At 69.8% G+C, this 13,345-nt stretch carries 12 protein-coding genes and 1 pseudogene; 8 read left to right on the top strand and 5 right to left on the bottom strand.

Annotated features, from left to right (window positions below; genetic code table 11):
• The first annotated feature begins 58 nt into the window (after positions 1 to 58).
• Complete coding sequence (locus OG966_RS05295; RefSeq protein WP_326648217.1) at positions 59 to 1,384, top strand: DUF6986 family protein; 1,326 nt, start codon at positions 59 to 61, stop codon at positions 1,382 to 1,384.
• Positions 1,385 to 1,401: 17 nt separating this feature from the next.
• Here OG966_RS05295 and OG966_RS05290 read toward each other — a convergent pair whose 3' ends face one another.
• Complete coding sequence (locus OG966_RS05290) at positions 1,402 to 2,388, bottom strand: LacI family DNA-binding transcriptional regulator (protein WP_326655091.1); 987 nt, start codon at positions 2,386 to 2,388, stop codon at positions 1,402 to 1,404.
• A 211-nt stretch (positions 2,389 to 2,599) separates the two neighbouring features.
• On the opposite strand from OG966_RS05290, the gene OG966_RS05285 reads away from it, so the two are divergent.
• Positions 2,600 to 3,565, top strand: coding sequence for an ROK family protein (locus tag OG966_RS05285; protein ID WP_326648216.1), 966 nt, complete (start codon positions 2,600 to 2,602; stop codon positions 3,563 to 3,565).
• Here OG966_RS05285 and OG966_RS05280 read toward each other — a convergent pair.
• A pseudogene (locus OG966_RS05280) lies at positions 3,549 to 3,846 on the bottom strand (NPCBM/NEW2 domain-containing protein); the annotation flags it as partial. The gene OG966_RS05285 and the pseudogene OG966_RS05280 overlap by 17 nt on opposite strands.
• 475 nt (positions 3,847 to 4,321) lie before the next feature.
• Between OG966_RS05280 and OG966_RS05275 the strand changes: the two are divergent.
• The 3 genes from OG966_RS05275 to OG966_RS05265 all read left to right on the top strand — a co-directional run bounded on the left by OG966_RS05275 (position 4,322) and on the right by OG966_RS05265 (position 7,611).
• Positions 4,322 to 5,617 (top strand): ABC transporter substrate-binding protein, encoded by a 1,296-nt coding sequence (locus OG966_RS05275; RefSeq protein WP_326655090.1) that lies wholly within the window; start codon positions 4,322 to 4,324, stop codon positions 5,615 to 5,617.
• A 168-nt stretch (positions 5,618 to 5,785) separates the two neighbouring features.
• Positions 5,786 to 6,694 carry a carbohydrate ABC transporter permease gene (locus tag OG966_RS05270; RefSeq protein WP_326648215.1) on the top strand — a complete coding sequence of 303 codons (909 nt, stop codon included), beginning with the start codon at positions 5,786 to 5,788 and terminating at the stop codon, positions 6,692 to 6,694.
• Positions 6,691 to 7,611, top strand: a complete 921-nt coding sequence (locus OG966_RS05265) for a carbohydrate ABC transporter permease (RefSeq protein ID WP_326648214.1) — start codon at positions 6,691 to 6,693, stop codon at positions 7,609 to 7,611. Before OG966_RS05270 ends, OG966_RS05265 begins: the two co-directional genes overlap by 4 nt.
• 95 nt (positions 7,612 to 7,706) lie before the next feature.
• Here OG966_RS05265 and OG966_RS05260 read toward each other — a convergent pair whose 3' ends face one another.
• Positions 7,707 to 7,883, bottom strand: coding sequence for a hypothetical protein (locus tag OG966_RS05260; RefSeq protein WP_326648213.1), 177 nt, complete (start codon positions 7,881 to 7,883; stop codon positions 7,707 to 7,709).
• A 230-nt stretch (positions 7,884 to 8,113) separates the two neighbouring features.
• Here OG966_RS05260 and OG966_RS05255 point away from each other — a divergent pair, with 230 nt between their 5' ends.
• Complete coding sequence (locus tag OG966_RS05255) at positions 8,114 to 9,148, top strand: NUDIX hydrolase (RefSeq protein WP_326648212.1); 1,035 nt, start codon at positions 8,114 to 8,116, stop codon at positions 9,146 to 9,148.
• Positions 9,149 to 9,199: 51 nt separating this feature from the next.
• Here the strand turns inward: OG966_RS05255 and OG966_RS05250 are convergent, their stop codons facing one another.
• Positions 9,200 to 10,564 (bottom strand): dipeptidase, encoded by a 1,365-nt coding sequence (locus tag OG966_RS05250; protein WP_326648211.1) that lies wholly within the window; start codon positions 10,562 to 10,564, stop codon positions 9,200 to 9,202.
• A 109-nt stretch (positions 10,565 to 10,673) separates the two neighbouring features.
• Here OG966_RS05250 and OG966_RS05245 point away from each other — a divergent pair, with 109 nt between their 5' ends.
• A complete protein-coding gene (locus OG966_RS05245) occupies positions 10,674 to 11,927 on the top strand; it encodes a geranylgeranyl reductase family protein (protein ID WP_326648210.1) in 1,254 nt (417 codons plus the stop codon).
• Positions 11,928 to 12,048: 121 nt separating this feature from the next.
• Here the strand turns inward: OG966_RS05245 and OG966_RS05240 are convergent, their stop codons facing one another.
• Positions 12,049 to 12,498: a nitroreductase family deazaflavin-dependent oxidoreductase gene (locus tag OG966_RS05240; RefSeq protein ID WP_326648209.1), complete on the bottom strand. Its 450-nt coding sequence runs from the start codon at positions 12,496 to 12,498 to the stop codon at positions 12,049 to 12,051.
• 139 nt (positions 12,499 to 12,637) lie between these two features.
• Here OG966_RS05240 and OG966_RS05235 point away from each other — a divergent pair, with 139 nt between their 5' ends.
• Positions 12,638 to 13,333 (top strand): TetR/AcrR family transcriptional regulator, encoded by a 696-nt coding sequence (locus OG966_RS05235; protein ID WP_326648208.1) that lies wholly within the window; start codon positions 12,638 to 12,640, stop codon positions 13,331 to 13,333.
• The last annotated feature ends 12 nt before the right edge of the window (positions 13,334 to 13,345 follow it).

Here is a 13,345-nt window from a genome sequence, read left to right as displayed (position 1 = left end):
TATTAACTTCGCCATACGGATTGTTGATTCCGTGGAGCGGAAAACCGGAGGGTCCAGGATGGGTCAGCAGGAGAAGGTGGCAACGAGCCTCGCCGGAGCGGTCAGCGAGGGCATCAGCGCCTCCCTCGCGCCGGTGGACGAGGAACTCGCCCGCCGATACCCGGGAGACCCCGGCACCCGCCAGCCCGTCCACACCGTCTACGTACCCGGTGACGTCTTCGCCGCCGACACCATCCGCTCCTGGGGCGACCGGGCGCTGGCGGCGCTCGACGAGCACGCCCCGGACGCCGCGTCCTTCGCCGCCGTCCTCGGCCTCGGTGACGAGCTCGCGGCACCGGTGTACGACCGCGTACGGGCCAAGCTGGAGCGCGAGCCCGTCGAGGACCTGCGCGTCGACTTCGAGGACGGCTACGGCGGCCGCGGCGACGCCGACGAGGACGCCGACGCGGCCCGTGCCGCCCGTCTGATCAATGAGGCGTACGCGCGGGGTGCCTCCCGGCCGGAGAGCGGGGGAGGCGCCGCGGCCCCCTACATGGGCATCCGCATGAAGTGCATGGAAGCAGCCGTACGCGACCGCGGCATCCGTACCCTCGACATCTTCCTCACCGGGCTGATGGAGTCCGGCGGTCTGCCCGCCGGACTCGTCCTGACGCTCCCCAAGGTCACCTACACCGAGCAGGTCACCGCGATGGTGCGGCTCGTCGAGGAGTTCGAGAAGGCTCGCGGCCTGGAGGCCGGCCGGATCGGCTTCGAGATCCAGATCGAGACCAGCCAGTCCATCCTCGCCGCCGACGGCACTGCCGCCGTGGCCCGGATGATCGACGCCGCCCGGGGCCGGGCCACGGGACTGCACTACGGCACCTTCGACTACAGCGCCTGCCTCGGCGTCAGCGCCGCGTACCAGGCGAGCGACCACCCTGCCGCCGACTACGCCAAGGCCGTCATGCAGGTCGCGGCCGCGGGCACCGGCGTGCGCGTCTCCGACGGCTCCACCAACGTGCTGCCGGTCGGTACGACCGAGAAGGTGCACGACGCCTGGCGGCTGCACTACGGGCTCACCCGCCGGGCGCTGGCCCGCGCCTACTACCAGGGCTGGGACATGCACCCGGGCCACCTCCCGACCCGCTACGCCGCCGTCTTCGCCTTCTACCGCGAGGGTTTCGAGCAGGCGGCCGCCCGGCTGTCCGCGTACGCCAACCACTCGGGCGGCGATGTCATGGACGAGCCCGCCACCGCCAAGGCACTCAGCGGCTATCTGCTGCGCGGAATCGACTGCGGAGCCCTGGACACCGCCGAGGTCGTCGGGCTCACCGGTCTCACCCGCGAGGATCTCGAGCGGTTCGCCTCGCCTCGCCGCGGCGACCTCACGGCCACAGCCAAGTAACCGGGCCGGTGCCCGGCCTACTGGTCCGCAGGCGGCGGGAGCTCGCCCGAGCCGCGCGGGATCAGCACCGTCTCCAGCGCCACCTGCGCGGGCTCGTCGTCCACGCCGTCGAGACGGCGGAACAGCCGCTCGGCGGCGGTACGCCCCAGAGTCGCGGCGTCCTGGGCGATGACCGTGATGCCGAGCAGGTCGGCGAGCTCGATGTCGTCGAACCCGACCAGCGCGACCGGCCGGTCGCGCTCCGCCAGGACTCGTACGGCCGTCACCGTCACCCGGTTGTTGCCGGCGAACAGCGCGGTGACCGGCTCGGGCCCCGCCAGCATCGCCTCGACCGCCGCCCGCACCCGCTCCGGCGCGGTGGACCCCAGCGACACCCAGCTCTCGTCCACCACGAGCCCGGCGTCCTCCATGGCGGCGCGGTAGCCACGTACACGCTCGACGGCGGTGTGGATACGCGGCTGGTCGCCGATGAATCCGATACGGCGGTGGCCGTGCGCGATCAGATGCGCCACGCCCTTGCGGGCGCCGCCGAAGCTGTCGGAGAGCACCACGTCCGCGTCGATCTGCCCGGCCGGGCGGTCCACGAACACCGTGGCGACGCCCGCCTTTATCTCGGGCTCCAGATAGCGGTGGTCGTGGCCGGCCGGGATGACGATCAGCCCGTCCACCCGGCGGGCGCAGAGCGCGAGCACCAACTCCTGCTCGCGCTCCGGGTCCTCGGCGCTCGAACCGTTGATGAGCAGGGCGCCATGGGCGCGGGCGACCTCCTCCACGGCGCGGTTCAGCGGGCCGTAGAAGGGGTCGGCGAGATCTTCGAGCACCAGCCCGATCGAGGCGGTGCGGCCCTTGCGCAGCACCCGTGCGCTGTCGTTTCGGCGGAAGCCGAGGGACTCGATGGCCTCCTGCACCCGGCGCTCGGTGTCGGGCGTGACGCCGGGTTCGCCGTTGACCACCCGGGAGACGGTTTTCAGGCCGACGCCTGCCCGCGCGGCGACGTCCTTCATGGTGGGCCGATTGCCGTAGCGGGGCTCGGGGCCTCGGGTGCGGCCCGCCGTCGGCGGGTGACGGTCGGTCTCGGCCACAGTGCGCTGTCCTGTCGTCGTCCGGTGTGCGAGGGTGTGGCGTCGAGCATAGGCCCTGGACAACGTTGTCAGGGGAATGGAGACTGTTAACTGAATCCGCAGGTCCGACAGCTCCCCGGGGGATCCCACACCGATGCATACCGACCTCGTCGCCGCGCTCGATATCGGCGGCACCAAGATCGCAGGCGCGTTGGTGGACAGCAGTGGCGGGATTGTGGTGCGGGCGCAGCGCCCGACACCCTCCCGCGAGGACGGCGAGACAGTGATGCGCGCCGTCGAGACGGTTCTGGCCGAGCTCGCCGCATCCCCGCTCTGGGCGCGGGCTTCGGCCGTCGGCATCGGCAGCGCCGGTCCCGTGGATGCCTCCGCCGGCACGGTCAGCCCGGTCAATGTCCCGGGCTGGCGAGACTTCCCGCTGGTCGGGCGGGTGCGCCGGGCCGCCGACGGGCTGCCCGTCGCGCTGGTCGGCGACGGCGTCGCGATGACTGCGGCCGAGCACTGGCAGGGCGCGGCCCGCGGCTACGACAACGCCCTGTGCATGGTCGTCTCGACCGGTGTCGGAGGTGGACTCGTCCTCGGCGGGAAGCTCCACCCGGGACCCACCGGCAATGCCGGGCACATCGGCCACATCAGCGTCGACCTGGACGGGGATCTCTGTCCGTGCGGCGCGCGCGGCTGCGTGGAGCGGATCGCCAGCGGCCCGAACATCGCACGCCGGGCTCGGGAGAACGGCTGGCGGCCCGGCCCCGACGGTGATGCCTCGGCCGCCGCCGTGGCCGCCGCCGCCCGGGCCGGACACCCGGTCGCCATCGCCTCCTTCGAGCGCGCGGCCCAGGCCCTCGCCGCCGGGATCGCCGCTACGGCGACCCTCGTCGAGATCGAGATTGCCGTCATCGGCGGAGGCGTGGCGGGCGCGGGCGATGTGCTCTTCGCGCCGCTGCGCCGTGCGCTGCGCGACTACGCCACGCTCTCCTTCGTGCAGCGGCTCAGGGTGGCTCCGGCCCTGACGGGCACGGACGCCGGTCTGGTGGGTGCGGCCGCTGCCGCCTCGCTCGGCCGTGACGGTGAGGCGGCAGCGGTTGTCAGCAGCCGATCCTGAGGCCGGCCCGGTCCGCATGGACGGAGTCGACTCCGTCACCGCCGTCGGTGACCACCGGACGTACGGCCTTCGCACCACCGACATCCGCCGAAATCGGCTGTGCGGGCATGGCGTTGGTCAGTACGTCCGTCGAGGCGGCCTTCTTCCCGTCCGCCCGGATCTCGAAGGCGACCGTGCCCTTCGACCCCTTCCCGTCGTCCAGGCCGACCCGCGGGGTGACGGTGGTGCCTGCCGCCCGCGTAGTACTCCACGGCGCTCGCTGCGTGCACGCCGAGGCCCTCGTCGGCGCTCACTTCGACGGCGGGCGGCAGCAGCGCCCAGCGCGGCGACGCGCGGCAGTTCACCGCCGGCCCGCCGACGCGGCATCCACCGGCGCGGCATCGGTGCCGGCGGCCGGAGCAGGTGTGCCCTGCCCCGCCGCGCCGAGCAGCGCGGCGGCCAGCGCTCCGACGACTCTACGGGGGTACTGCGGGTGGGAAGGTGACGCATCGTAACGTTCCTCCGTACTCGCGCATTTTGGGATGGCTGCACGTATGTGTCAGTCGCGAGCGTTTACGGTAGGCCGTGTTGGAGTCTGTTGGAAGAGATGCGGTAACGGTTGTTCGATGTCTCGCCAAAACCCTTGACTGCACCACTTTCTGGGAGTGTGATCCAATCCTCGCGTTGGGTTGTGTTGGGTTGCACCCCGGAGGAGGGGACATGGCGCAGTCATCGTTCAACGGTTCTGCCGCGCCCGGGAGCGTGGCAGGACATCGGATGTCCCGGCGGAATCTGCTGCGTGGCGCAGCGGCGGGTGCGGGTGCGGTCGCGCTGCCCTCGTTGCTCGCCGCATGCGGCGGTGGGCCCGGCGGGGACGGCAAGACCATCACTCTGGGTTCCAACTCGTCCGACCCGGTGCCGAAGAAGGCCTTCGCCGACGCGTTCTCCGCGTACGGCAAGCAGTCGAAGGACGGACGGAAGGTCAAGGTCAACACCGTTGACCACAACACCTTCCAGGAGAACATCAACCGCTACCTGCAGGGCAAGCCGGACTCCGTCTTCATGTGGTTCGCGGGCTATCGCATGCAGTTCTTCGCCAAGAAGGGTCTGCTGCACGACATCAGCGACAACTGGGCGGGCTACCAGGGCTTTTCCCCGGCGCTGAAGGCCCAGTCGACGGGTGAGGACGGCAAGCAGTACCTCACGCCGTACTACTACTACCCGTGGGCCGTCTTCCACCGGAAGAGCGTCTTCGAGCAGTACGGCTACCAGGCCCCCAAGACGCTCGACGAGTACATAGCGCTCGCCAAGCAGATGCAGAAGGACAAGCTCGTCCCCATCGCGTTCTGCGACAAGGACGGCTGGCCGGCGATGGGCACGTTCGATTACATCAACATGCGCAGTAACGGATACGAGTTCCACAAGAACCTGATGGCGGGCAAGGAGGCGTGGACCGACAAGCGCGTCAAGGACGTCTTCGACACCTGGCGCAGCATCCTCCCGTACTGCCAGCCCGGAGCCAACGGCCGCACCTGGCAGGAGGCCGCGACCGGTCTGCAGAAGAAGGAAGCGGGCATGGCGGTCTTCGGACTCCCGCACCCGGGCGCCCAGTTCCCCAAGGGGGAGCAGGCCGACATCGACTTCTTCCCGTTCCCGGTGATCAACCCCGAGCACGGACAGGACGCGGTCGAGGCGCCCATCGACGGTTTCCTGCTCGCCAAGAAGGCGAAGGACCTCAAGAACGACAAGAGCCTGGAGAGCGCCAAGGACCTGCTGAAGTGGCTGGCCACGGGCCAGGCGGAGGACATCTACCTGGCCAGTGACCCCAACAACATCGCCGTGAGCGACCAGGCCGACATCTCGAAGTACTCCCCGCTGCAGAAGAAGGCCGTCGAACTCGTCTCCGGCGCCAAGCAGATCTCGCAGTTCCTGGACCGCGACACAAGGCCGGACTTCTCCTCGACGGTGATGATCCCGGCCATTCAGACCTTCATCAACAAGCCGAAGGACGTGGATGGGTTGGTCAACAGCATCGAGAGGCAGAAGAAGACCATCTTCGCCTCCGAAGACTGACTGCCACCGGCCGAAACCGACTTGGAGCGACCACCCGTGCCGCTGCTGCAATCTCCCGGGGGACAACCCCCGGACCCTCCCCGTCGGCCCGCCGGGCCCGGGGGGACCCCCAGGCCGGAGACGCGGGCCGGCCGGGGCACCCCGGACGACACCGCGGGGCGAACGAGAGTGAGCACCTCGCGGCGTGCCCCACGACGAGGCCCGCGGCGGTTCACCCGCCGCGACCTCGCGGTACTCGGTGTGCTGCTGGGCATACCGATCCTGCTCGACGTGGCCATCGTGTGGGGGCCCACCCTCGCTTCCATCGTGCTCTCCTTCACCAGCTGGGACGGCATCGGAGACATCCACTGGGTCGGCACGAAGAACTACGAGAACCTCTTCACAAACTATCCGCAGTTCTGGCCCGCCGCCCGCCACAACCTGCTCTGGCTGGCCTTCCTGGGACTGATCGCGACCCCGTTCGGACTGCTGCTGGCCGTCCTCATCGACAGGGGCGTACGGTTCAGCCGCTTCTACCAGTCGACGCTCTACATGCCGGTGGTGCTCTCGCTCGCGGTCGTCGGCTTCATCGCCCAACTGATCTTCTCCCGCGACCAGGGCGCGCTGAACGCGATCCTCGCGGACACCGGGAATCCCACCGACTGGCTCGGCGATCCCGACCTGAACATCTGGATGATCCTGCTGGCCGCGGCCTGGCGGCACACCGGGTATGTGATGATCCTCTACCTGGCCGGCCTCAAAGCCGTCGACCCCTCGCTGAAGGAAGCCGCCGCCATCGACGGCGCGAGTGAGCGGCAGACTTTCTTCCGCGTCGTCTTCCCGACCCTGCGGCCCGTCAATGTCATCGTCGGCGTCATCACCGTCATCGAGGCGCTGCGCGCCTTCGACATCGTCTACGCCGTGAACAAGGGCAGAAACGGCCTGGAGCTGCTCTCGGTCCTCGTCACCGACAACATCATCGGCGAGGCCAGCCGGATCGGCTTCGGCTCCGCGATCGCCGTGGTGCTGCTGCTCGTCTCCATGGGATTCGTCGTGACGTATCTGGTCCAGGAGATCCGTGGGGAGAAGAACCGATGACGCTCGACACCGCCCCGGCGCCCGCCACCACACCGGCCGCGGCCCCACCGCCCCGAAAGCGTGCCGTACGTCCCGGCCGGCTCGGCGTGCACGCCTTTCTGATGGCTGTCTCGCTGGCCTTCCTGGCGCCCCTGCTGCTCGCGGTGTACGCCTCGCTGCGGCCGTACGACGAGACCTCCGAGCACGGTTACTTCTCGTTGCCGGAGAAGCTCTCCTTCGACTACTACCAACAGGCCTTCAGCGACTCGGGGATGATGAAGTACTTCATCAACACCCTGATCATCGCAGTGCCGGGAGTGCTCCTCGCGCTGTTCTTCGCCTCCTTCGTCGCCTTCGCCGTGTCACGGCTGAGGATGCGCGGCTCGATCGTGCTGCTGATGCTCTTCACCGCGGGAAATCTGCTGCCCCAGCAGGTGATCGTGACTCCGCTGTACGTCCTGTTCAACCGCATCCCGCTGCCGTACTGGATGTCCGACTCGATGACGATGTTCGACTCGTACTGGGCCGTCATCGCCGTCCAGGTCGGCTTTCAGATCGGGTTCTGTGTCTTCGTCCTCGCCAACTTCATGCGCACCCTGCCGCAGGAGATCCTGGAGGCGGCGATCGTGGACGGCGCGAGTGTGTGGACGCAGTACTGGCGCATCACGCTGCCGCTTTGCCGTCCCGCCCTCGCGGCGCTCGGCACACTGCAGTTCACCTGGATGTACAACGACTTCCTCTGGGCGCTCGTCTTCATCTCCGACGGCGACAAGCTCCCCATCACCTCGGCGCTGAACAACCTCCGCGGCCAGTTCTTCACGGACTACAACCTGCTGGCGGCGGGTTCGGTGATCGTGGCACTGCCGACGCTGGTGGTCTTCCTGCTGCTCCAGCGCCATTTCATCGCCGGGCTCACCCTCGGCTCCACCAAAGGCTGAGACGCACGGCGGCCGGCGCCCCTCCCGGCCCGGTGCGGGCGTCGGCTCGCGTCCCGGGCCCCGGCGCGGGGGCCGGGACGCGTCCCCGGCACGTTCTAGCCGACCGCCTCCGCGGTCCGCTGCGGAACGACCACCAGGAAGGCGTCCGAATCGAGGTCCATCACGACCTCCGCCGCCAGACCCTCGTCCTGGCGCGCCCGTGCGAACTCCTCGGCCGGCCAGCTGCCGCGCGGGCCCCCGGCGGGAAACTTCTCCAACACCGTACGGCGCATCCCGCACCCCCTTGTCTCTTCCGTTCCAACGATGCTCCGCGCCCGGGTGTCACGGCCCGGCGGGGGCATCCGTTCGTATGGTGAGACGCGTCCGGGCGCGGGACGGTAGTGGTGAACCGGCAACAGCACGGCCACAGTTGTGCACGTGATCAACGGCCCGGTTCCTGCAACGGGTTTCCGTGGCAGGGTGTTGCGGGCAATCCACTGAGGGCTACGGCAGAGGGGGAACCGTGATTGTCTGGATCAACGGTGCGTTCGGAGCGGGCAAGACCAGTACCGCACGCGAACTGATCGATCTGATCCCGAACAGCACGCTCTACGACCCCGAACTGATCGGCGGCTCTCTGGGGTGCCAGCTGCCCCAGAAGCGGCTCGCCGAGGTGAGCGACTACCAGGATCTGCCGATCTGGCGGCGGCTCGTGGTGGACACCGCCGCGGCGCTGCTCGCCGAGCTGGGCGGCGTGCTGGTGGTGCCGATGACGCTGCTGCGCCAGGAGTACCGCGACGAGATCTTCGGCGGTCTCGCCTCCCGCAGGATTGCGGTGCGTCATGTGCTGCTGTCCCCGGATGAAACGATCCTGCGCGAGCGGATAGCCAACCGCGAGGAGCCGGACATCCCCGACGCCGACCAGCGCGTCAGACAATGGGCGTACGAACACATCGAGCCCTATCTCGCGGCCCTCGACTGGATCCGCGCGGACGCTCACGTGATCGACACCAGCAGGCTCGATCCCCAGGAGACGGCGCGGCGGATCGCCGAAGCCGTGAAGACGGGGGCCGCCCCGGCATGTGAGATCGTCCAGACGCCCGAGCCGAGCGCCGAAACCCTCGCCGCCGGAGTGCTGCTCTTCGACGAGGCGGACCGGGTGCTGCTCGTCGACCCCACCTACAAGCCGGGCTGGGAGTTCCCCGGCGGAGTCGTGGAGCGCGGCGAGGCGCCCGCACGTGCCGGGATGCGCGAGGTCACCGAAGAGCTGGGTATCGAACTCGGGAAGGTGCCCAGGCTGTTGGTTGTCGACTGGGAGCCCCCGCGGCCGCCGGGATTCGGCGGGCTGCGGCTGCTCTTCGACGGCGGGCGGCTGCCGAGCGGTGAGGCGCGGCGGGTGCTGCTGCCCGGATCGGAGCTGCGCGGCTGGCGGTTCGTCGGCGAGGAGGAGGCGGCAGAACTGCTGCCGCCTCCCCGTTACGAACGGCTGCGCTGGGCCCTGCGCGCACGCGAGCGCGGGACCGTGCTCAACCTCGAGGCCGGCATCCCCGTCGGCTGACGCCGAGTGGCACGGCCGCGGAGTTCCCCTGCCGCGATCTCCGCCGAGCGCTCAAGCCTTCTTGGACTCGGCGTAGTTGACCAGGAAGAGCGCCTCGGCGATGGACAGCCGCTCCAGCTCCTCGGGCGAGACGGACTCGTTCACCGCGTGGATCTGTGCCTCGGGCTCGCTCAGGCCGATCAGCAGGATCTCGGCCTCGGGGTAGAGCTCGGCGAGCGTGTTGCACAGCGGGATCGAGCCCCCCATGCCGGCGGACTGCATCTCCTCGCCCGGATACGCGATGCGCATCGCGTCGGCCATCGAGGTGTACGCCGGGCTGGAGACGTCCGCCTGGAACGGCTGGCCCTGGCCCACCTGCTCGAGTGTGACCCGGGCGTTCCACGGCGTGTGCTTCTCGATGTGCGCGAACAGCAGCTTGGTCGCCTCGGCCGCGTCCTGGCCGGGCGGCAGCCGCAGGCTGATCTGCGCCCGGGCACTCGCCGGGATGGAGGGGGTCGCACCGGCCACCGGGTGGCAGTCGATGCCGACCACGGTGACGGCGGGACGGGCCCAGATACGGTCGGCGACCGTGCCGCTGCCGATCAGAGAGACACCGTCGAGGACCTTGGCGTCCTTGCGGAACTCGCCCTCCGGGTACTGCAGTCCGTCCCAGGCCGAGTCCGCGCCGAGCCCGTCGACCACCGTCGAACCGTCCTCGGCACGCAGTGAATCCAGTACGCGGATGAGCGCGGCCAGCGCGTCGGGCGCGGCGCCGCCGAACTGGCCCGAGTGCAGATTGCCCTGGAGAGTGTCGACCTGGACCCGGATCATCGTCATACCGCGCAGCGTCGCCGTCACCGTCGGCAGACCCACGCGGAAGTTCCCGGTGTCGCCGATCACGACGGCGTCGGCCCTCAGCAGCTCCGGGTGCGCCTCGGCGTACTGCTCGAGACCTCCGGTGCCCTGCTCCTCGGAGCCCTCCACGATCACCTTGACGCTCACCGGCACGCCGCCGTTCGCCTTGAGGGCGCGCAGGGCGAGCAGATGCATGATGAAGCCGCCCTTGCAGTCGGCGGCGCCACGCCCGTACCAGCGGCCGTCCCGCTCGGTCAGCTCGAACGGCGGGGTCACCCACGCGGACTCGTCCAGCTTCGGCTGCACGTCGTAGTGCGCGTAGAGCAGCACCGTCGGCGCACCCTCCGGGCCCGGCAGCAGCCCGTACACCGACTGCGAGCCGTCGGGGGTGTCCAGGAGCGCGACATCCTGGAATCCCTCGGCGCGGAGCGCACCGGCCACCCAGTTCGCGGCGGCCTCGCACTCGCTCTTCGGCGCCACGGCCTCGTCCGCCACCGATTGGAAGGCCACCAGCTCCGTCAGCTCCGCCTGGGCGCGGGGCATCAAAGAGACAATGGTCTCGGCGATCGGATTGGCGGTCATGGGCACGCTCCTCGTGGGTGCGACGTTGTGCCGTGTGTGTACGGCGAATGTGTGGTTGATCCTCGCACAGGGGCGGGAAGTGACCGCGCCGTAGGATGCCGTCGAGAACATGGATCACGCGTCGGATCGGGAGCATAAGCAGATCGTGAGCAGCGAGAACGCAGATGCCGTAGGTGAGCACGGCGAGACGGTGTGGGACGTCGTCGTGGTCGGCGGCGGGCCCGCGGGAGCTTCGGCGGCCTATGCGGCGGCGGCCGCGGGCCGTCAGGTGCTCCTGTTGGAAAAGTCGGAGCTGCCCCGCTACAAGACCTGTGGCGGAGGGATCATCGGCCCCTCGCGCGACAGCCTCCCGCCGGGCTTCGAACTGCCGCTGCTGGACAGGGTGCACGCCGTCACCTTCTCGCTGAACGGCAAGCTGGCCCGTACCCGCCGCTCCAAGAGGATGCTCTTCGGGCTCATCAACCGACCCGAGTTCGACGCCGGTCTTGTGGAGCAGGCGCAGAAGGCCGGTGCCGTGCTGCGGACCGGAGCGACCGTGTCCCGCGTCGAGCAGCACGGACCTGCCGTCCCGGACCGGCGCACGGTCGCCGTCGTGCTCGCCGACGGCGAAACCGTGCTGGCGCGTGCGGTCGTCGGCGCGGACGGCAGCGCGGGCCGGATAGGCGCGCATGTCGGCGTGAAGCTCGACCAGGTCGATCTCGGCCTGGAGGTGGAGATTCCGGTACCGGCGACAGTGGCCGACGACTGGGCGGGCCGGGTGCTCATCGACTGGGGCCCGATGCCCGGGAGTTACGGCTGGGTGTTCCCCAAGGGACGGACACTGACGGTCGGAGTGATCTCGGCCCGCGGCAAGGGGACGGCGACCAAGCGCTATCTGGAGGACTTCATCGCCCGCCTGGGTCTCGCGGGATTCGAGCCGGCGATCTCCTCGGGGCATCTGACCCGGTGCCGCAGCGACGACTCGCCGCTGTCGCGCGGGCGCGTGCTGGTGTGCGGGGACGCGGCCGGGCTGCTCGAGCCGTGGACCCGGGAAGGTATCTCCTTCGCTCTGCGGTCGGGGCGGCTCGCGGGGGACTGGGCCGTACGGATCTCGGAGGCCCACGATGCCGTGGACGCCCGCAGGCAGGCGCTGAACTACGCGTTCGCGATCAAGGCCGGGCTGGGTGTGGAGATGGGGGTCGGGCGGCGGATGCTCGCGATCTTCGAGCGCCGGCCGGGGCTGCTGCATGCGGCGATCACCGGTTTCCGGCCCGCGTGGAAGGCGTTCGCGGACATAACGCGCGGGTCGACGACGCTGGCCGGTCTGGTGCGTACGCATGCGGTGGCGCGGAGGGCGCTGGAAATGATGGACCGACGGGCCTAGCGGGCCGGCCGGGCCGTCCTGGCTGCCCGGGCCGGGGTGTCGCCCGGCCCTGCGTCACGATGTCGCCCCCCTGCGTCGCCATTGACGCCGCTCCGCGCCGTCGTGGTGCCCGGGCCCGGTGTCACTTGGTCACAGTGATCCGGAAGACGGGGTGCTTGTGCGCCGCGGCGAGCAACTCCTCGTCCGTGGACTTGGCGTTGACGTCGCCGAAGAACCGGCCGACCTCCCATCCCCAGCGCTCGAGGTAGGTGCGCAGTAGTGTGGGCTTCTCTTCGTCGGTCAACTCCACCGCGGTGAACTGCTGGGTCTTGCGGCCTACTTGGAGCTGCCCGCCGCCCGCGGCGCGCAGATTGCGGACCCACTGGGAGTGGCCGCGGGCGGAGATCAGATACGGGCCGCCCTCGTAGGGGAGCGGGTTGACCGGGATGCGTCGCCACTCGCCGCTGGTGCGGCCGCGCACGGAGAGCTCCGCGGTGCCCATCAGACTGACGCCGCGGCGGGCCAGCCAGCCGATGGCGCCGTTGACGATGTTGTCGAAGCGGCCGGGTTTCACGTAGTGCGCCTGCGTCATGGTGATCTCCACTGGTCGAGAGAGTCGTTGAGAGAGCAGTGCTCTCGCTTGAGAGCAGTGTGCCTCTGATCGGTGATCCAAAGCAAGAGCACTGCTCTCGTTGTTGGTCAGTGCTCCGAAACGTGAAAGACTGCACCCCATGACCACGATCCGTGGGGCCAGGGAACGTGCCCGTATCGAAGTCACCGCAGCCATCAAGGACGAGGCTCGCAGGCAGCTCGCCGCCGAGGGCGCGGCGAAGCTCTCCCTGCGCGCCGTCGCCCGGGAGCTCGGCATGGTGTCCTCGGCCCTCTACCGCTACTTCCCGAGCCGTGACGATCTGCTGACCGCCCTCATCGTCGATGCCTACGACGCGGTCGGCGCCGCGGCCGAGGCCGCCCTCGCCGCTGCCCGGGACCCCCACGACCACCCCGCCCGCTGGACCGCCATCTGTTCGGCCGTACGCATCTGGGCCCTCGCCCACCCCCATGAGTACGCCTTGATCTACGGCTCTCCGGTACCCGGCTACACCGCGCCCCAGGACACCGTCGGACCCGCCTCCCGCGTCGGCCTCGCGCTGATCTCCGTCAGCCGCGACGCCCACCGCTCGGGCGGCCTCGCGCTACCGCCGCTCGCCGAGGAACTGCGCCCCGAAGCGCACCGGCTCACCGCCGATATCGCTCCCGACCTGCCGCCGGCCGTCGTGGTGGCTCTGGTGGCCGCCTGGTCCCAGCTCTTCGGCCTCATCTCCTTCGAGCTCTTCGGCCAGTTCAACCGGGTCGTCGAGGATCGGGACGCCTTCTTCGGCCAGGCCGCCGCCCGCCTCGCGCACGAGGTCGGCCTGCGGCACCGCTGAGGTCACCGCCGC

It is taken from the genome of Streptomyces sp. NBC_01750 (assembly GCF_035918095.1).
Classification (GTDB): Bacteria; Actinomycetota; Actinomycetes; order Streptomycetales; family Streptomycetaceae; genus Streptomyces.
This window is presented reverse-complemented; position numbering and strand designations above follow the sequence as displayed.